Origin of the sequence: Qipengyuania vulgaris (assembly GCF_009827325.1) — a bacterium.
Taxonomy (GTDB): Bacteria; Pseudomonadota; Alphaproteobacteria; order Sphingomonadales; family Sphingomonadaceae; genus Qipengyuania; species Qipengyuania vulgaris.
Genome location: NZ_WTYC01000006.1, coordinates 44,189 through 63,509, shown reverse-complemented (window position 1 = coordinate 63,509; position 19,321 = coordinate 44,189). Strand labels below are relative to the sequence as shown.

Below are 19,321 nucleotides of genomic sequence, written 5' to 3'. Positions count from 1 at the left end.
CCTTGGGGTTTCGGTCTGTCTGTGCGCCTATTCCACGACAACAGTTATTATTTGGTGCGCCAATAGGCACATTCGTTAATCGAAAAAACGTCTAGCACTTGCTCGCCTTCACCCGCGTGTTGGAGGTTGTCATTTATTGTCATCCCGAGGCGTTCGGCCACTCTCTGGCTTGCTTGATTTTGGCGATCAATTCGAGCGACGACGGCTTTCACCTGCATCTCTTCGAACAAGCACCGCAGTACTTCCGCCGCTGCCTCGTAGGCATAGCCGTGGCCCCAAACGTCGCTACTGAGTCGCCACCCGATTTCGACAGCGCCCTGAATCGGGGAGTCTTCCTCTTCTACGATAATGGCCCCGCAAAAACCCAGAAACGCATCATCGTCCATGCGCTCCACGACCCAGTAAGTCAGACCGATCTTTCCTAACTCGGAGAAATAATCGATGTCCGCCGCTATTTCCGCCTCAGATTGAACTCCCCCCAAGAAGCGCATTACCTCCTCTGTATTGCAGAGCCTTGCATACTTCGCAGCATCGGCCGGACTCCAATTTCTCATCCGGAGCCGCTGCGTCCTTAGGCTTGGCTTACTCTGCCATTGGAAATCCGTTCGGCGTAAGGCAATCGGCTCATACCTGTAACAACGTAGAGCCCTAAAACCAGGCGTCAGGGCAGACGGTGCAATTAAGATATTGCCGACTGCGATCTCTCGATCCTTGCCTGACTTAAAGCGCCACCAATGGGCTTCGCCTTCAGGTTCCCCTTGGAAAAAAGAGTGAAGATATGCGGCGCTATTGGGCGGCACCCGAAAGTCGGTCCAACATTGTGGGTCCGACCAATGGTCATCAGTCGCCAAGCGGCGGGTAAATGTCTGCCACCGCAGTTCGAGTGGCGTGTGGCCGGGATTGCAGTAGTAGGCCGTCAACTGCTTTCGACGATGGTCAGGCTGGAAGAATAATTCCCCTTTTGGGTGGTTGCTTGGCAGCCGGATTGGCACCCCTGAATGCCGGGTTCTCTCGCGCTCATTTTGTCCTTGAAACCGAGCGTGAGCATCGTGGAGAGATACTAATTGATAATGTCCCGCGCGCTCGGAACAGCACACCTGTATCCGCACATTTTCGAGATCCTCAGTTAGATGGGTCCCTGGCAGGTACGGATCGCCCGTGCCAATTCCATTCGCGGTGAGAATGACGAGGTCGCAGGCCCCATCTTCGCGGGCTATCTGTTGCGCCTCAGCGCAAGCCATTTTCCATCCCGGTCGTGGCTCTAGCCAGCCAGAGAAAGGATCAGCAAACTCTGTGTCACCGAAGCGCCCAAGGATACGATAGCTCCGCGACAACACCTTCTCAGCGGCATCTTGTTGATCTTGCGCGTATGCGTCTGCCCTGCGCTCTTCTGGACGGCTGCGAGCATAAGTGATGCATGAGTAAGCTTCGGCCATCCTAACCTCCGTGATCTTTGGAAAGCTAGGCCGAGCCTCAATGAGGATCGGGGCTTGAAGTGACTACTGAACGCACCTCAATTCGAGCTGATCGAACCTTAGTGGCTGCGCGATCGAGATTCAAGTGACACGCGGGCGCTCAAGTGACTTGCACCCAACGATTGAACTACAACCGATAAAACGATCCCACGAGCGTGAGACATCCTCCTATCGAAAAGGAGCGTTTTCGCGCCTCCCCGCGTAAGCTCCTGATATTGCCTCCAAATATAGGCTAACGCACTTTCGACCATTACTAATTTCGTGACACGACTTCGAGCTAGTGGAGATGAACCATGTCACGAACATTTGCGTATTGCCGAGTGAGCACAAGCGACCAGACTACCGACAACCAGATTGCTGAAATTGAGGCTGCTGGCTTCAATGTCGAACCGCGCCGAACCTATTGCGAAACGGTTTCGGGGTCGGTGCCAGCAATGGAACGACCAGAGTTCGCCAGAATGGTTGATCGTCTAGATTGGGACGACGTGCTGATTGTCACGAAGCTCGACCGCTTGGGCCGCAACGCCATGGATGTTCGAACGACTGTCGAGCGGCTGTCTGAAGAAAATGTGCGCGTTCATTGCCTCGCACTTGGCGGTGTCGACCTGACCAGTGCAGCAGGCAAAATGACTATGTCCGTCATTAACGCCGTTGCGGAGTTTGAACGAGACCTTCTTATCGAGCGAACTCAAGCTGGATTGCGACGTGCAAAGGCAGAGGGAAAAAAGCTTGGGCGACCGCGCGCGCTGGATGATCAAAAGGAAGAAGAAGTAATCGCATTGCGCAAGGCAGGGCACTCGCTGACAATTGTCGCTAGGAGAATGGGAGTTAGTCGCTCTGCAATCCAACGCGCAGAAAATCGACACAGAGAATGAGGCTCCACGACAACAATTCTATTCAACCTTCAAGATCACGAACGCTTATCCGTATCGTGAACTTTGCTCCAAGGAGGTGCGCCTTCCACGCTGTGCTGGAGTAAAATAAGGATAACGCGGGCGAACGCGGCTGAGAAATGGATCTTCGCGCATGTCCGCCTCTATAAAGGCGATCTCATCGACGGTCAGACCCAATGCGAGACCGACTACTTGATCGATCTCGTCCACGCGGGCCTGAACTTCACTTTCGACTGCAATAGGATCGAGCCTCGCAAGCAGTTCTGAAAGCGCCGTCTCGGCTGAGGCGTCTTCCGGAACAGGAATCTCAGGCAGGGTTCCTTTAGTTATCTCACTACCTTTTGCCTGGGCTAAAGCCAGTCCTAAGCGAAGCCGCTTTGCGAGAAGTTCGTTCGGCATGGCCAGAGCATGGCCGTTCTCCGAGAACGTGACGGTCAATGGATCGTCAGGGTCTTCCGGCTGGAGGGCGACGAGGGCTGGCTCCCCGTCATCGAAAGCAGCCGAGGCCACGAGCTTGTCCGATTTCGCAGCGTTGGCTTTGAATGCCTTTTTAAGAGGAACAAGCGCTAAAGCGGCGGCTTGCCGTTCGAGTTCTCGACCCGCCTCAAACCGAGCGCGACAGGCATCGAGGAAAGGTGCACGCAAAGCTTCCAGATCATCTTCTACGGCTGCGACATCCTCTGACCAAGGTAGACTGCCAATTAGGCTCGGATACAGGTGGCTGCGAAGCATATCTTGATATGACGCGCGGAGCGACAGCAAGGTGACCCACCCGTAAAGACGAGAGGTCAACAGCAAGTCGAATGGGAACTTCTCAAGATCAGGGCGTGGCACAAAGACAGTGGCGGTATTCGTCACAGCTTGGGTCTTCGGATCAAGCGGCGCTGCAACAGGAATCTGCTCCAGAATGGGCAAACACCACACACGGCTAGATAATAACTCCCGCAATCCCTCTCGCCAAAACGACGGCGTTGAAAGATTCTCAGCATCCAAACCTCGGAAAACAGGTGCCCCAACGAGACCAGCGGTTCGGATGTTCTCGCCCTTGTAAATATCAACGCCATCAGGGTTGTTCTCACTTCCGGTGCCGCGCCTAGCCACTCCGTCGCTTATCATGCGACCTGCGGTCCATTGCGCCTCCCCGATGCCTGTGGGCTGGATATCGACTGCTTGAAAACCGCCTTTTCGCCTCGTCCAGTATTGCTTTGCGGCCTCTGACAGAGGTGACAATGATCTTAATTTAGAAATGATTGGTGCACGCTCTGCCGTCGTGCGGGTTGCGATACGGCCCTCAGGAGTAAAGAGATCTGCGTATGCAATATGCGTTTCTGGCGAAATACTTAGATCAAAGCTAGGCCGTGTTTTTCGACCTGCGGTGGATGGAATTACGGAAGTATCATCCGCGTGGCGGACGCAGACGGTGTCGGTCTCTTTGGGGGGGCGCGCTTCGGCAAACAAAATCATCGGCAAGACCCGAGCATCGAAAACGTGGCGCCAGATCAGCTCCATGTCTACAATCTCAGTGATGGTCCAGCGCCCGCCAGGGGCAAAAAGGCGGCGTAGATCGGCAGACTTCTCGGCAGCACAAAATCCAAGCGGAATAATGAAGGCGAGCTTTCCGGGTCGGCTCTCAGGCGCGCCCTCCTCGTCGCCCGCCGACGATCCTGCAGCGGGTTCGAGCCAATCGTGTAGGGCGCGATAGATGAATAGATTATAAGCATCCCGACCCGTCGAAATGCCATCGTGGGTTATGCCACCAACAGTGATGGGTTGCTCGAAATGTGCTTGGGCAGCGTCATCCAGCGGCTGGCCGCGTTCAGGGCGCAAATAAGGGGGGTTACCAACGACAGCAGAATAGCCCGGCACATCGATATCACCCCATCGCGTGGTGCTTTGGTCCCGTAGGCTGGTAGGCACGAGGCTGTTGGCGCGTTCAGCTATACGGATTGCCGGGAAACCTTCACTGCGAACTTGCGGTCCAAAGGACAAAAGGTGGAACAGTAACTGGATCTGGGTAAGCACGGCCGAAAAAGGATTTAGATCGTTTCCGGCCGTGCGCTCAATTACGGCGCAGGCATCGGAATAGGTAGCCAAGCCCCTGTCGGCATCTTCGCCGACCGCTTGCTGATAACGCTCGATGAGAAAAGTGCCGGAGCCGCACGCTGGATCAAGGATTGTGTCCTCCGGCGCAAGGTCGAGGCGATCCAGCATATAGCGCGCAATTGACGGTGGTGAGTAATACTCACCCAGTGCTTTACGCTGCGCAGGATCGAGGAAGCGGTCGTATATACCAGTTAGGATGTCGCCGCGTATAGTGGTGAAATCGAAACGGGCGAAGCGGAACATGGCCCATTCGATAGTGCGGGAGAGCGTATCATCGGATAGATCGAGAACCCAGTCGTGTTCGGTCTCCCGGAACGCGGCGGCATAGACTTGAGCACCTTGACGGTAGGCGTCTTCCAGCAAGCGGGTGTAGTGAGCGTCGAAGTAATCCCTCATCCCCTGGAAGGCAGCCACGCCGCCGTTGCAGAGATAACGGCGCATTTGCGTGCCGTCGGGGGTCGTCAGGTCGAAGAACGAATGTCCCTCTAAGAAGCGGATCAACAATATGCGAGCCAGGATAAGGTTCGCGGTTTCCGTAGCGAAAAACCTATCCAGCTTGTCCGCTTCCTTATCCGGGTCAATTCCAGTTCGCTCAGCAAATGCGGGAAGAGCCGACAGCGTTAGCCTTGAGAGTGCGGGATTGGCCGCTAGCGTTCGGTTTAGCGTATGAACTGCTCGCCCGTGTTCGATGGTTTCTTCACGGCCTTTAGGATGGCCCTCGACCGAGACCGGATATGGCTTGAAGACATGGCCGTGGAATTGTTCAGAGAACGCGTCCACCTCGGTTTTAAGGTCGTTTCGTTTGGCACGGATTGCTGTCAGCGCCGATAACGTTGCCGCCTGTAGCTGACGAGTGGTATCTTCAAGCCCATCATAAAAAGCATTGCGGGCAATGCTTTCCGCCAGCGTGTCGCCGCTGCCAGAGAGCGCGTCCGTGTCGATCAGGCTCAAGTCGCCTTCCCTGAAACGGGCGAGGCGTTGCGGCACTCCCGCTACTTCGGCTTTCAATGCAGCGAAGCGATCTAGGAATTCGTCATACGTGAGACTGGCAAGGTCGAGAACGATATCCGACGCTGCGTTTTCACCCTTATCTGCAGGTCGAGCGACGATGGTAGTCGGATCGACCATGACAAACCAAGCTGTGTCAGCGGTGATGTATTTGCTCTTTTCCGCAAAGAGCGTTGCGCGGCGGCCCTCCTTTAGACAAACACCATGTGCGTCTTTAGCCTCTAAGACAATCCAAGAGACTTTCGCATTGTCGACGGCACCCGGCGCAAACACGGTCAGGTCAGGCCGACCGCGCTTGCCAGCAATATCAATGTCCACATCCTTTGATGGGTATCCTAGAACTTCAACAAAGAGGGTATGCAGAGGGGCATACATGGCAGCTTCCTGCCCCTTGGCTGTCGTCAGGATCTTGTCTCTAGCATCGACGAAGCGGGCTTGAGGGGTCTTTGCCATGTATTCAGTCTCGGGACTTGTTGATCGGAACACGATGCATCTGCCTATCCTCTAAGTTCAGTTTTCGCGATGCGTTAGCAGGCATTTAGCCGCAACCGTGCATAAGCCGCCGAGTGACTGTCAGCTGCGAGCCCTGTGAACCTCCAACAGTCTCGTTTGACACCATTAGGGGAAACTTCGCACTGGCCAAAAATCCACACCAGTTCGTAGCAGACCGCTGCGAAAGTTATGGCAGAGAAAGTGGCTCTCGCCTCATTCGACGCATAAGTAACTGATTGATTTGGCCACTTTTGCTCCCTCCGTCTACGCCAACAATCCATTTTCGAGCCTCAGCGTGTGAGACTGAACCTTCAGACGCCTCAACAAGCCACCTCAGGCCAAATATCCTTTGCCAATGGGGAACCGCCCACGCAGGCGTCGGTAGCGGACGGTCTGCTTTCGGCACAGACCACGCGCCAACCATACGACAAGAACGGGGTGGGAAGCTTCCGTTCCGCTTTTAGGAGGTTAAGCCGCGATAGCTGCCGTCGAGGCGAGTACCAAACTCCGGCAGCAACGCGCCCCCATAACGGTCATTAGCAACTGCAAGCCAATTGCCCGTAAGCGGACATTTCCCTTATTGCTATCGCCAAGCAAACCATATCCGCTCGAAATGCTCTTACGGAAACAAATGGCCTGATCAGCGGTTTGATGCCAAAGCTACAATCGAGATAGATGAGCAATTTGAGAAACGAAAATCGGGGCAAGGTGCCCAACGCACTTCCAACTGGTATCGCTGGGCTGGATCACATTCTCATGGGCGGGCTGCCGGCAGAGCGGCTATATCTTGTGGAGGGCACTCCAGGGGCCGGGAAAACCACCTTAGCTTTGAACTTCTTGCTTGCCGGACGTGATGCGGTTGAAAGTGGCCTATATATTACTCTTTCGGAGACCTCAGAGGAGCTGGTCGCGGCAGCTGCATCTCATGGCTGGTCGCTTGATGGCATCGAATTGTATGAGCTTGTTGAAGAAGACGGTTTCGCGAGCGATAACGAGCAAACTCTACTCCATCCCAGTGAAGTTGAGCTCGGAGAGACAGTTCGCGGCATCATCAGTAAAGTTGAGACGGCAAACCCGTCTAGAGTTGTTCTCGACAGCCTTTCGGAATTACGGCTCCTGGCACAAAATCCGCTGCGCTATCGGAGGCAGATCCTTGCCTTGAAGCACTTCTTCGCCAAACGAAATTGCACCGTGCTGATTCTCGATGACCGCACTGCGGAACCCAATGATCTGCAACTACACAGTATCGCGCATGGGGTAATATCGCTTGAGCACAGCGCGAGTGACTTCGGGTCTGAACGACGCCGCCTGCGAGTGATTAAATTGCGGGGCCTGAAATATCGAGGTGGGTATCATGATTTCACTATCGAGCAGGGAGGACTGCGTGTCTATCCGCGCCTGATTGCCTCGGAACATCATCGATCTTTCGACGCGTCCGCTGTTTCAACAGGACTCGCAGAACTTGATGCATTGTTGGGTGGCGGCCTCACGCCCGGTACAAATACACTCATTTCGGGGCCGGCGGGCGTGGGGAAGACAACAACAGCAGTGCGTTGTCTGGTTTCAGCCCTGGAGCGTGGAGAGAAGGCAGCCTACTATCTTTTCGACGAGCGCATCGCGACATTGCTTACCCGGTGTGCCGCACTCGATATGGATCTTGCTCACTATATCGAAAGTGGCCAGCTCGACTTACGGCAGATTGACCCAGCCGAGCTGTCGCCCGGCGAATTTGCCGGAACTGTCCAATCCGCAGTTGAGGAGGACGGCATTAGGCTGATCGTCATAGATAGTCTGAATGCCTATTTGCACGCCATGCCGAGCGACAATTTCCTTGTGCTGCAAATGCACGAATTGCTCAGCTATCTCAGCCAGCAAGGGATCGTATCGCTCATGATCCTCGGGCAACACGGAGTAACGGGCGAACTTAGATCCGACGTGGATATCAGCTATCTCGCTGATACGGTTATGCTGCTTCGGTACTTCGAAGCCGAAGGGACGGTCAGGAAATCGATGGCGGTTATCAAGACCAGAACTTCTGATCACGAGCGGACGATCAGAGAATTCAACATTGATAGCTCCGGCATCAAAATCGGTCAGCCGCTAACGAAGTTCGAGCGCATTCTGAGTGGCAATCCTCGATATTCCAACGGCAATGGGAACCTCCTGGAAGGTATCTGATGCCGGGTTCGAAATACGGTTCTTCGGTAACGATACTTGCTCCTCGGGGCAGGGATGCAGCCGTCGCATCCGATCTTCTTAATCAGCAGGGCATTCAGACGCACATCGTTCAAAACCTGAATGAACTAGCACACTTCATAAAAAATTTTGTCGGGGCGATCTTGATTGCCGAAGAGGCCATCGCTGGCCCTGACCAGGAAGTACTTCACCAAGCGCTTCGTGCCCAGCCTGCATGGTCGGATGTGCCTATCATCGTACTTACCAACGGCATGAAGAGCGCCCGCAATTCTGCCGAGGCGCGACGAATTGATGCGTTAGGTAATGTTATCTTGCTAGCCCGACCGATGCACAAGGACGACATCGTCCGAGCCGTACATTCCGCCCTTAAAGCTCGTCAACGTCAGTTCGAAGCCCGCTCGCGGATGGAGGAACTGCAGGAAAGCGAGCAAAAACTAGCGGCCTCGCACGATGTGTTGGAAGGCATGGTGGCTGAGCGCACACAGGAATTGGCAGACCTCTATCAAAAGACTCCCGTGGCCCTGCATTCCCTCGATCGCGATGAGAAAATTGTGACCGTCAGTGATCGCTGGCTATCTTTTATGGGTTTCGCTGACGCGCGCCAGGTTGTCGGGCGACCTGCAACGGATTTCATTGCTGAAGAATGTCTAGATGATCATAACGGCCCCTACAGGGCCCAACTCTCGAAAAATAGCGTTGTCCATGATTTGCCCTACACTGTCCTGAAGAACGGTGGAGACCGCGCCGAAGTACTCATTTCAGCGCGTGTAACGCGAGATAACGAAGGTAATCTTGCAAAAGTTATGTCTTCGGTGGTCGATGTAACTCAGCGCAAGCGGGCGGAAGAAGCGCGGGACTCCGCTGAAGAAGCGCTGCGACAAAGCCAGAAGCTCGAAACAATAGGCCAGCTTACCGGCGGGGTCGCGCACGATTTCAACAACCTTCTCATGGCGATCAAGTCGAGCCTGGAATTGCTGCGAAGACGTCTTCCCGAAGGAGACGATCGCGCCCTCAGCTTCCTCGACAATGCGTTGGCGGGGACTGAACGCGGGGCAACCCTAACGAAGCGAATGCTTGCGTTCGCCCGCAAACAGGAACTCGATACGAAAGCTGTCGACATCGCGAAGCTTCTTCCTGGGATGCGGGACCTTATCGAGAGATCGATTGGACCTCAGATCGATCTTAGACTTTCTGTCTCCCCCAAAGTTGCGGATGCAATGGTGGATGCGAACCAGCTCGAGTTGGCGATACTTAACCTTGCGGTAAATTCCAGGGACGCCATGGAAGGGGCTGGCAGATTGACCCTCGGCCTCGATTGCGTCGACTTGTTGGATAAACCTGGCGTGACCGAGGGAACTTATGTCCGCATTCGTGTGGAGGATACGGGGCCGGGAATGGACGCTGAGACATTAGCGAAAGCAGCCGAGCCGTTTTTCACCACGAAAGGCGTAGGTCGTGGGACCGGTCTGGGACTTTCGATGGTCCATGGACTTGCTTCACAATCGAATGGTCTTTTTCAGCTTACTAGCGAAGTTGGCAAGGGTACGACTGCGGATATTTTCCTACCAGTCGCGCAAGGGTCCGGAGAGATTGATGTAGAGGCAGTCCATAAAGACCGGGACACGTTCGACAACCTAAAATTGACCATTCTCGCGGTTGATGATGATGCTCTAGTTCTATTCGGCACTGTCGCAATGCTTGAAGACATGGGACACGAGGTGATCGAGGCCGGCTCTGGTGCTCAAGCGCTCGAACACCTTAGCGAACGCAACGATCTCGATCTCGTCATAACCGATCAGGCGATGCCGAAAATGACCGGAGTTGAACTTGCTCATTTGATTCATGAGCAATTCCCTGATCTTCCCATAATCTTGGCAAGCGGATACGCCGAAATGCCCGATGGGGCAAAGAACCACATCGCCGCGCGGTTGGAAAAGCCGTTCAGTGAGCAAATGCTCGCTGAAGCTCTGCGCGGTGTACTGGCGAAAGGAAATTAGAGTTTGCTAAATGCACTCATTCTTAGCTTCTTTTCCTCGGTCACCATCGTATCGGAAGTTTAATGCTTCGAAAAAACAGAATGTTCGCCACCACCGACGGAGTCACCTTGGTCTATATCTGCCCTCAATGGTACTTCCTCAGATTGAGTCACCGGGCGTGATTTTTGCCATCACTTGCAACAGCGTTGTATAGATTAGGACCACCGTTGCAGCGGCTGTCCCAACCATAACGACAGTGCTGTAATATAACGCGTTGTAAAGGTTCTCGAACCAGCTTTGCGGCATCTCCTTGAATTCACCCACTGGCAGTGCGAATGCCATGAGCAGCAAGAGGGCGATGAGCAATGTGACGGTTGATAGCCGCGCTACAAGCTCTACATTCCGATATGCTTGCTCATCGAAATCCTCGTCCATTCGCTTGATGAGACCGATCAAGGTCAACATTAGCGCGATTGTCGTCGCGGACGCTGTAGCAATGGCTGAACCTAGATACAGGCCAGCCCGGGAAAGCGCCTCGAGAAGATCCACTGCTTCGGCTGCGCCGTAAATACTGCCGATGGCTTGACGCGAACCATAACCACCGCTCAGCGTGACCAAAAAAGTAATTATCGACCATCGATAGCAAGAGATAAATTGCAGCATGTCTAGGCTACGTCAGCGGCAATAGCTCGTTCCCCTAAGTCTATTCGTCCGACTTCGTTTCCGCCCGGGGCCGCTATCGGCCGTATCACTTTTGGGGGCATCATCAACGGCACAATTTGTCACGAACCGTGTGAGATGCAGGCTTTACTCCCATCACCGCGAGGGCCAGTTGTGCTTTCGTTGATTACAGCGTGGTACGATACGCTACCAATTCCAAGGTTTGGCATCTGACCGTCCGGCAATCGGTCAAACAAGGTTATGGTAGCGATATCGTCAAGTTCCTCGCTGCGGTTGATATGGGCGTTCATGAATAAGCTGTCGCAGCTCTTTGCCCGTCCGCACTTACAGCTAACTGGGTCTGCTAGTGAGCCTGGACGACGTAAACCGGACAGTCTGCTCCCGGCCCCAAAATGGCAGAAGCGAATAGGCTGACTCGACGGCAGGTATCGGGAAGCGGGAGGCTGTTTCACATGACCGCTTTGGCGTCGGAAGCGGAAATTCCGCTTTTATTGAGAACAACACGAAAGCAGACCTCTCGCCATCCACTGGCTTTGAGCCTCAGCGCAGAAAGCTGCATCATCAGAGAGCCTTCCACGAAGCGATAGGTTGCTAATTCCACGTGCAGTTTTCTGTGCCGAACATTGATCTGCTGATGGTTCTGTCCACCACGTAAGCCAGTGCCCTGCTAGAAATTTACGAGCGTAGATTACATTGCAGGAATTTTGCGGCAGGTAAGCACTCCAATAATGAGCCACATGAAGTTTGAAAAAACGTTATGCCGAGAAGGGCTAGGTTAGCGTGTCTACGAGTGTCCAATGTGTAGACGATGAGGCTTGGGGCTGTGTGGTAGTGACCTTAACATATGGCCATAGTGTTCGAGCGAAAATTTCGAGCAGTTAACGGCTACATTTCGCTGTCACCGGCAAAATTTTCACGTTCGCTGGCTCGCTCGCGTTATGACCCGGCACGGACGAAACTGTCTGCTACCGCAGGTCTGCCGAATGCGGTTCCAATTTGATCGGACTTCATCTGCGGTTGGGGCCGGTGATGCGCCGTTCCTCAACGAAGTCTCCTGCTTAACAGCAGCCCGCACTTTCTTCGCAATGGCACCTCCAGAGCCGATCGAAAATATGACGTCCCCGACCTCGCAATGAGAAAAGACCTCCACGAGCCGCGCTACACTTCCGCGCGCATGTGCGACATCGATGAGCCGATACCCATCCTCGCCAATCCGAGGGATGGGGTTCTTCGCGAAGGCGGGCCGCTTCAACATGTATTGTCCAAGCCATGTCAGGTCGCCCACCGTCGGCCCGACGTTCCTTATTACCACGTTCCGTGCTCCCAAGCTGTTGATTAGGGCGCGGCGGTCGCGCAAGTCTGCTTCCATGTCGCTGACCTTTGCCGTGTTGCCCATCGCACGCGTTCCAAGGAAATGAATCTGGGAAACCAAGCGCCGCCCGGGTTCACCCACCAGGTTCTTCCAAATGTCGGTCTCGATCACACCAAAGCCTTCAAGGCCGGTCCGACGCAGGTGCCCATAGGCAATCGCCTTCAACGAGACGAGGTCGACATTCGGCTCTCGTTCCCAGCTGACGGCTGTATCCCACGTCAGGGTGAACCAGACCCACTTCTGATCTGGGTCTTGCAGATATGCGTCCGCCATCGCGCGGATCAAACCGAACTGGGCGGCGCGATGGACGTATCGATTACTTAATAGGGCACGGCCCGACATCCTACGGTGCGTAATCTTCGTTAGGAATTCGTGGTCGGCGGAATCCATCGTCCATGCTGCGACGTCGCGGCGATAGGCGCCGTTGAATATCTCGATCGTTCGCTCGGCCTTTGTCTGCGCAGCCGCAATGCTGGGTGCGACATAAATTTCCGAAAGGGATTTCATCTCGGCGGTCCTTGAAAGTTGCCCCCCGGCAGCGTCAGCGACCGAGGGGCAATTGGTGTTTTCATCATCGGGAAATTGGTCGGGCAATAACCCCACTCGAGAATCCGTTAGCGAAGCCTAATCGTTGGAACCGAAAGGTGGTCCAGTCCCAGTCGGTGCAGCTCGCCGAACCAGAAGGGGGGCACGAGGTCCTGATGTATGACCGAAGGGGTGCCCTTACACCTTTGGTCTACAAGATACTTGAGGTGCCCCTGCACGCCGTCGATGACCGACTTACCCGCGCCGAAGCCGTTCAGCATCTTCTTCGCGGGCAATTGGGATCGACACATGAGCGCCATCAAGGCGCGCTCTGCCGGTTTGCTGCCCTGTGCGAAGTGTTGGCCCTCGTCCTCGAAAGGGTCCCCGTTCGGCAGACGGGCCAAAGGCGGGTAGAACATCGAAGCTAGCGCTGCTTTCACCGCCGCCAAGTCATTTAGCGTAAACGTGACGGTAGCAGCGTGATCGACCCCGTCACCAATTGCCGCTCTCCGCCTTCGACGGACTGGTCTGCTCGGCGGAGGACTGCCACTATACAGGACGACGGTGTCCATGGCGATCATGTCGGCCCCGGTATCCGGATGGGGCACGGGGCAGAAGCGCACACTGCCAAATCCGTCGTATCCAGCTTTACCATATTTAGCTGGCACCTTCCGCGCCTCCACTACCGAGAAGTCAGGGTCAGCGAAGGGGCGCATAGCTATGCGACTGACCTGCAACTTCAGATCGGCCCCCTCCTTCACAATTGAGGTTCCGAGTCCTGCCAGTGCAACCTTGGCACCTTCCTTGAGCACGTCCGTGTATGACGCCAGGGCAATATCGACGGGCCGCCCTACTCCCATCAAAGCCTCGTATTGTGCCTTCACGGATGCATCTTCGACTGACTTTACAAATTTCAGGACTCGGTCTGAGATGGTTTTCTTCGATGAGGTTGACGTCTTCTTCTTCTTGGACACTTTCGCGCCAAGCTTTGCGGATTTGGTATTCTTCATCTTCATGTTGGTATCCTCAAGGCGCGCGAATTCGTCGGCCGGATCCGTGAACCGCCTGTTTTCACGCTATTTTTCTGGAAAAAGGTCCCGAATATTATGTGGGAGTGTTGTTCATCTTACGGACCCTGATCCCCAGCAGGACCGTCCCTCTGGCGCTGATTGGATGGCCTCATAGAATTGGCAGCGAAAGGGATACCTACCAGCGCTCCAAAGCGTGGCTCGGCAATCACTTCCCGTCCCAGTCGCGCATCGGGGGCAGGCCAGCCTTAGCGAGGAGATTACCGAGCCAACCCAGTTGGGCGGAAGTTAGACGATGGGGGTCAACTGCAACTAGTTCACCCAGGAAGCACCCAGCCTTTTTCGTCAAGCCGATGCCACTGTTGAGCACTGCCAAAGCGGCTTTGCGCGTGCTCCTGTAAGGGCGACTCACTTTCCGCCCTCGTCGCCATTTTCTAACGTTGCTGGCCGGATTGGCTTCTCGCCGCTGGCGTAGCATTCGAGCTCGGCCAACCGGTAAAAGCGACGCCCCCCAACTAGAAAGGAGGGCGGCCCGTAACCAAGCCTGTGCCACTCGGCTAACGTCTTAGAACTGAAGCCAAGGAATCTCGCGGCTTCGGAGCGAGTTACGCGGCCATCTGGAGTCGTCTCGATCATATTGTTGGTCCACTAGTAGCACTTCTGCTACTGCGTTAACCTGAAGGTCCTGAATGAGCAAGCGAAAATTAGTAGCACATATGGGACTACTCGTTGACCGTTTGTAAGTCGTGCGCTAAGTGGTCGATCAAATGGTCAAGCAAGGACAATCATGACTGCAAAGCGAACGAAGGACCGAGACGCGAATGATGTGGTCGGCTTACAACTCCGTTTCAGAGAAGATTTGAGATCGAGACTCGCAGACGCAGCGCGAGCCAATGCCAGGTCGCTGAATGCCGAGATCGTCCAGCGCCTTGAAAGTTCGATCGAACAAGAAGATCGGGCGTTTGGTCCTCAAACCGTTGCACTGCTCCAGAGCATTTCCGATGAATTAGACCGGATTTCCCGCATCACTGGGAAGGATTGGTTCAATGACGCCGAGACAAATCGAGCCTCGTCGTTGTTGGTCCGCGACTTGGTTCGCGCAAAATATGTTCCAGATACATCTTACCTCGAAGCGCTGGTGGACCTGAATCGTAAGAAGTTGCCAAATCGCGAGCGCGCTGAAGCCCTCATTCAGGAGCTTTCATATTGTCGAGTGATTACCAGCGTAAAAAGCAATCTGGCGTCCAACGCAAAGCTGGAAGTCACTGAGCTGCCGGAAAATAGGTGGAGGTCCGAAGATTATGACGCGCTGAGGTTCGATCTCGGCGATGACGAACGAGAAAACCTACGTCAAAAACTCGGAGAGTTGAAAGCGCTGTTAATCGTTCTGAATGACCTCAACTCCGAGGAAGAGGAAATTCTTCGGCCGCAGCGCGAGGCGGCAAAAAGGGGTGAAGCACTTTACGCAGCAATCATGGCGGCTGCTCGACCGGACTCTGACAGTGGCCCTTAGGTTCGCGCGCCTTACTCGTCCCGCAATTCGCAGTCTTGGCCCATCTGAGTCTATCACAGAACATGGAATCACCGCTCGTCGACAATCCAATGGCGACGTATGTTTTAGCATCAATATCATGGTTGATCGCCAGCGTATTCATCGTGCAATCGGTCGCGAAAGCGAAGGGACGACAAGGGAGCAAGCTGAGCGAGCAATCGAGAATTTTCGAACGAAGGCTCGAGAACAGCGGTTAGATCTGCCGACCGGACGAAAGCTACACAGGACCTTTGTCGAGGCAGCGAATGATTATCTTCGAAGAATTGAAAATCACCCTAAGTATGGGCGCAACTTCGCACGAAAACGGCAGCACCTAGAGAGGCGTCTATCGCCGTTCTTTCGGGGGCAGCGGATCGACAGCCTGACCGACTTCAGCATCAGCGCTTACGTGCGGCAGCGTAAAGATCATGGTGCCGCCTTAGCGACGATTAACCGTGAGCTGGCGACCCTTTCTCACTTCCTAAACCGGTGCGTGGATTGGGGCTGGTGCAGAACAAAGCCTAGGGTTTTTAAGAACCCGGAGCCGAAAAAAAGAGTCATAGTCTTATCTGAATCGGACAAACGGGAGTTGATGTCCGCAGCGGTCTCAGACCAAGACTCATCGACTTGGATATTTATTGGCATCGGCATGGGCACTGCCATGCGTCACAGCGAAATCCTTCGTATGAGATGGGATCAGATTGATTTTTCGCAACGGCGCATCTTTATTGACAGAGCCAAGGCGGGGCAGCGCGAACAACCGATGCCGCCACAACTTTCCAATCTCCTCCACGCAGAATGGCAGCGACGTGGCGAGCCAACTGGTTATGTCTTTGCTACAAAACGAGCTGATGCAAAGCTTCCGTATCGCCAAAGCATGGCGACTCAGTTCCGGCGGGTAGTGAAACGAGCAAAACTTGATCCTAGCAAGGTGACGCCACACATCTTGCGACATACCGCGATTACGGAACTTGTGGTCGCGGGAGTAGACTTGCCAACCATCCAGCAAATCAGCGGCCATAAGACATTGGCCATGGTCCTACGCTACACGCACCTTTCCAACGCCCATGTCGACAAGGCAGTTGCCAATCTATCGAACTGTATAAGCAGCGCCGTTACACCATGATTACACGCGCGCGCGAAGCGGCGAAAAACCTGTTGCAGGATAAAATAACCGAAAGCCGCTTATATCCTAGTGGTGCGGGTGGTGGGACTCGAACCCACACGAGCAAAGCTCAGGGGATTTTAAGTCCCCGGCGTCTACCATTCCGCCACACCCGCTGTCCGGCGCGTGGCGTGCCTAGTCAATTGATTGGTGCGCCGCAATCGCGAAGCGCACCGCCTGCCGCGATCAATTTTCGTTCAGACGCTCGCGTATTTCCTTGCCCGGCTTGAAATAGGGCACCCGCTTTGCGGGCACATCCACCAATTCGCCGGTTCGCGGATTGCGGCCCTGGCGCGCTTGGCGGTCACGCACCGAGAAGGCACCGAATCCGCGCAGTTCCACTCGCCCGCCTTCGGAAAGCCGCTCTGAAATTTCTTCGAAGAAGATGTCGACCACCTGCTCCACCTCTTCGGCGCGCAGTTCGGGATTGCCTTCCGCGATCTCGGCGAGAAGTTCGGATCGGATCATTTCGCGCTTTCTCCAGATCGCCTGTTTGCGATCGTATCGTTATTTCAAGCCGACCAGTCGATCGGCTGCGAGCCGCGTCCCTGATCACGGTAAGTGGCAGAATTTGGCGATTCCCGCAAGCCGTCTAATGGCTGGTGGAGGACTGGAGGAACGAGAGCCTAGGTCTCGGCAATGAGTTCGGCGGGAGTGATCCCAAGGCGCTCGATCCTTTCGCGGATTTCGGGCCACTCTTCGGAGAGAAACGCCTTGCGTTCGCTTTGCCGGAGTGCCGCTGCAGCGCCTTTCGCGACATACATCCCGACCCCGCGCTGGACTTCGACCAGGCCGTCATTCTGGAACTGCTGGTAAGCCTTCGCAACGGTCAGGGGATTGGCCCCCTGTTCGGCAGCCAGCGCCCGTACCGACGGCAGCATTTCACCTTCCTTGTAGCGTCCGTCGATAATCGCCGCGGCAATCATGTCGCGCAGCTTGAGATAAACCGGTTTGGACTGGTTGCTCATTGAGAATTCCCGGACAGCCTATAGTGCATCAGTGCCATAATACAGCGCGGCGCGCAAGGTTCCCGGCCATGCGGATGCTTGCGCGACAATCTGGTCGCGAGTGTAACTAATGCTTCACATGAGCGCGCGAGTCGCTAGTGTGCCCGCCTTCGAGGGGAGCAGCAGCGCAAAAGCGCGGCCTTCCGGATAATATTAGAGGGACACCGGAATCTTATGGTCGAAGGCATGTTCTTCACATTCGACTCAGCGTTCGAAATGTGGACTTTCAGGGTTGCAGTGGTCGCACTTGCAGCATTTCTCATCGGTGGCGTGGTGCTCGTCACCCGCCCGCAGGAAGAGGTCATCGGGCACCCCAAGGGGCTGTTCCTCCTGTTTATGGCCGAAATGTGGGAGCGCTTCTCCTACTACGGCATGCGTGCACTGCTCATTTTCTATCTGGTCCAGCACTGGCTGTTCTCCGATAGCGAAGCCTCGGTCATCTATGGTGCCTATACTGCACTGGTCTACATTACCCCCGTGGTGGGCGGTTATCTTGCCGACCAATATATCGGGCAGCGCAAGGCAGTCCTGTTTGGTGCGGTGCTGCTGACTTTTGGCCACTTCTTCATGGCGTTCGAAGGCAGCGGCGGCCAAGCCGATCCCATCATAAACGTCTTCTGGCTCGCTCTTGCCCTCATCATCGTGGGCTCGGGCTTCCTGAAGGCGAACATCTCGGTGATTGTCGGCCAGCTCTATTCGCGCACCGACGTGCGCCGCGACCCAGCCTACACCATCTTCTACATGGGCATTAACGTCGGCGCGGCGACCGCATCGATAATCTGCGGGTATCTCGGCCAGACCTATGGCTGGCAGTACGGCTTCGGCCTAGCCGGCTTCGGCATGCTGCTCGGACTTGTGTTCTTCGTGATCGGCAAGCCTCTGCTGCTCGGTAAGGGCGAACCCAAGGATCCTGCGAAGATCAAGGGCGGCAAGGAATGGGCCATCTACGGCGCCGGTCTTGCGATGGTCGCACTCTGCTGGCTTGCCATTCAGTACCAAGAACTGGTCGGCGTGGTGCTGGGCGTCTTCGGCGGCGGTCTGGTCCTGTTCGTGCTCTTTACCGCAGTCACGAAGCTTCCGAGTGAAGAGCGGGACCGCATCTTCGCCGCGATGTTCCTCATCCTGACCTCGATCGTTTTCTGGGCATTGTTCGAACAGGCGGGCTCGTCGCTCAACCTGTTTACCGATCGCCATGTCGACACGCAGGGCGTGAACGCATCGATGTTCCAGTCGATCAACGCGATCTATATCGTGCTGCTCGCACCGCTGTTCGCGATGCTGTGGCAGGGCCTGGCTCGCAAAGGCAAGGAGCCGAGCACTCCGCTGAAGTTCGGTATGGCCGTGATTCAGGTGGGCCTTGGTTTCCTCGTCCTCGTGTGGGGCTCGGAAAGCGTCGGTGTGAGTGTGCCGACCCCGGTCATTTTCATCTTCCTCATCTACCTGCTCCACACCACTGGTGAGTTGTGCCTGTCACCCGTTGGCCTTTCGGCGATGAACCGCCTGAGCCCGACCCATATGGCTTCGCTCATCATGGGCACTTGGTTCTTTGCTTCGGCTGCGGGTAACTTCGCCGCTGGCCTGATCGCTTCCGCCACTGGCGCGGAAGGCGTCGGCGAGGAAGCCGGCAAACAGGTCGTGCTCGGCGTTTACAGCACTGTTGGCTGGTACGCAGTCGGTATCGGCGTCGCGGTGATGGTCGTCAGCCCGCTGATCAAGAAGCTGATGCATCTCGAAACGATCCGCGACGACGAGTTGGAAGGCCAGGCCGAGGCTGGTCTCGAAGCGCAGGAAGCCGGCGTCCACCCGACGACGCGCACCTGAGTAGAAGAGGGGATCGTCCGAAAGGCGATTTTCCTCGACCAAAGTCCA

At 55.2% G+C, this 19,321-nt stretch carries 14 protein-coding genes and 1 tRNA gene; 6 read left to right on the top strand and 9 right to left on the bottom strand.

Features of this window, described 5'->3' with window-relative positions; all coding sequences use genetic code 11:
* Positions 1–47: 47 nt before the first annotated feature.
* Positions 48–1,436, bottom strand: a complete 1,389-nt coding sequence (locus GRI69_RS11745; protein ID WP_160728470.1) for a GNAT family N-acetyltransferase — start codon at positions 1,434–1,436, stop codon at positions 48–50.
* 332 nt (positions 1,437–1,768) lie between these two features.
* On the opposite strand from GRI69_RS11745, the gene GRI69_RS11740 reads away from it, so the two are divergent.
* On the top strand, positions 1,769–2,350 hold the full coding sequence (locus GRI69_RS11740; protein WP_160728469.1) for a recombinase family protein: 582 nt from the start codon (positions 1,769–1,771) through the stop codon (positions 2,348–2,350).
* 45 nt (positions 2,351–2,395) lie between these two features.
* On the opposite strand, the gene GRI69_RS11735 is transcribed toward GRI69_RS11740, so the two are convergent.
* On the bottom strand, positions 2,396–5,932 hold the full coding sequence (locus GRI69_RS11735) for an N-6 DNA methylase (protein WP_160728468.1): 3,537 nt from the start codon (positions 5,930–5,932) through the stop codon (positions 2,396–2,398).
* A 714-nt stretch (positions 5,933–6,646) separates the two neighbouring features.
* Here GRI69_RS11735 and GRI69_RS11730 point away from each other — a divergent pair.
* Together GRI69_RS11730 and GRI69_RS11725 are read left to right on the top strand one after the other, a co-directional pair.
* On the top strand, positions 6,647–8,149 hold the full coding sequence (locus tag GRI69_RS11730; protein ID WP_160728467.1) for an ATPase domain-containing protein: 1,503 nt from the start codon (positions 6,647–6,649) through the stop codon (positions 8,147–8,149).
* Complete coding sequence (locus GRI69_RS11725; protein WP_160728466.1) at positions 8,149–10,164, top strand: PAS domain-containing hybrid sensor histidine kinase/response regulator; 2,016 nt, start codon at positions 8,149–8,151, stop codon at positions 10,162–10,164. The genes GRI69_RS11730 and GRI69_RS11725 overlap by 1 nt, the downstream gene beginning before the upstream one ends.
* Positions 10,165–10,302: 138 nt before the next feature.
* Here the strand turns inward: GRI69_RS11725 and GRI69_RS11720 are convergent, their stop codons facing one another.
* From GRI69_RS11720 to GRI69_RS11710, 4 genes are all read right to left on the bottom strand, one after another.
* On the bottom strand, positions 10,303–10,806 hold the full coding sequence (locus GRI69_RS11720) for a hypothetical protein (protein WP_237453085.1): 504 nt from the start codon (positions 10,804–10,806) through the stop codon (positions 10,303–10,305).
* 466 nt (positions 10,807–11,272) lie between these two features.
* The gene (locus GRI69_RS16135) at positions 11,273–11,425 is read right to left on the bottom strand and encodes a hypothetical protein (protein ID WP_237453084.1); all 153 of its coding nucleotides are present in this window, start codon (positions 11,423–11,425) and stop codon (positions 11,273–11,275) included.
* A gap of 312 nt (positions 11,426–11,737) precedes the next feature.
* The gene (locus GRI69_RS11715; RefSeq protein WP_160728465.1) at positions 11,738–12,703 is read right to left on the bottom strand and encodes a hypothetical protein; all 966 of its coding nucleotides are present in this window, start codon (positions 12,701–12,703) and stop codon (positions 11,738–11,740) included.
* A 107-nt stretch (positions 12,704–12,810) separates the two neighbouring features.
* Positions 12,811–13,737 carry an HU family DNA-binding protein gene (locus GRI69_RS11710; protein WP_160728464.1) on the bottom strand — a complete coding sequence of 309 codons (927 nt, stop codon included), beginning with the start codon at positions 13,735–13,737 and terminating at the stop codon, positions 12,811–12,813.
* 799 nt (positions 13,738–14,536) lie between these two features.
* On the opposite strand from GRI69_RS11710, the gene GRI69_RS11705 reads away from it, so the two are divergent.
* Together GRI69_RS11705 and GRI69_RS11700 are read left to right on the top strand one after the other, a co-directional pair.
* Positions 14,537–15,262 carry an Arc family DNA-binding protein gene (locus GRI69_RS11705; RefSeq protein ID WP_160728463.1) on the top strand — a complete coding sequence of 242 codons (726 nt, stop codon included), beginning with the start codon at positions 14,537–14,539 and terminating at the stop codon, positions 15,260–15,262.
* A gap of 118 nt (positions 15,263–15,380) precedes the next feature.
* Entirely contained in the window at positions 15,381–16,406 is a 1,026-nt protein-coding gene (locus tag GRI69_RS11700) for a tyrosine-type recombinase/integrase (protein WP_160728462.1), read from the top strand.
* Between the two features lie 70 nt (positions 16,407–16,476).
* Here the strand turns inward: GRI69_RS11700 and GRI69_RS11695 are convergent.
* The 3 genes from GRI69_RS11695 to GRI69_RS11685 all read right to left on the bottom strand — a co-directional run bounded on the left by GRI69_RS11695 (position 16,477) and on the right by GRI69_RS11685 (position 17,413).
* Positions 16,477–16,561 (bottom strand) — tRNA-Leu (locus GRI69_RS11695).
* Positions 16,562–16,631: 70 nt separating this feature from the next.
* The gene (locus GRI69_RS11690) at positions 16,632–16,913 is read right to left on the bottom strand and encodes an integration host factor subunit beta (protein ID WP_160728461.1); all 282 of its coding nucleotides are present in this window, start codon (positions 16,911–16,913) and stop codon (positions 16,632–16,634) included.
* 158 nt (positions 16,914–17,071) lie between these two features.
* The gene (locus GRI69_RS11685; protein WP_160728460.1) at positions 17,072–17,413 is read right to left on the bottom strand and encodes a GntR family transcriptional regulator; all 342 of its coding nucleotides are present in this window, start codon (positions 17,411–17,413) and stop codon (positions 17,072–17,074) included.
* Between the two features lie 213 nt (positions 17,414–17,626).
* On the opposite strand from GRI69_RS11685, the gene GRI69_RS11680 reads away from it, so the two are divergent.
* Positions 17,627–19,273 carry a peptide MFS transporter gene (locus tag GRI69_RS11680; RefSeq protein ID WP_160728459.1) on the top strand — a complete coding sequence of 549 codons (1,647 nt, stop codon included), beginning with the start codon at positions 17,627–17,629 and terminating at the stop codon, positions 19,271–19,273.
* Positions 19,274–19,321 lie beyond the last annotated feature (48 nt).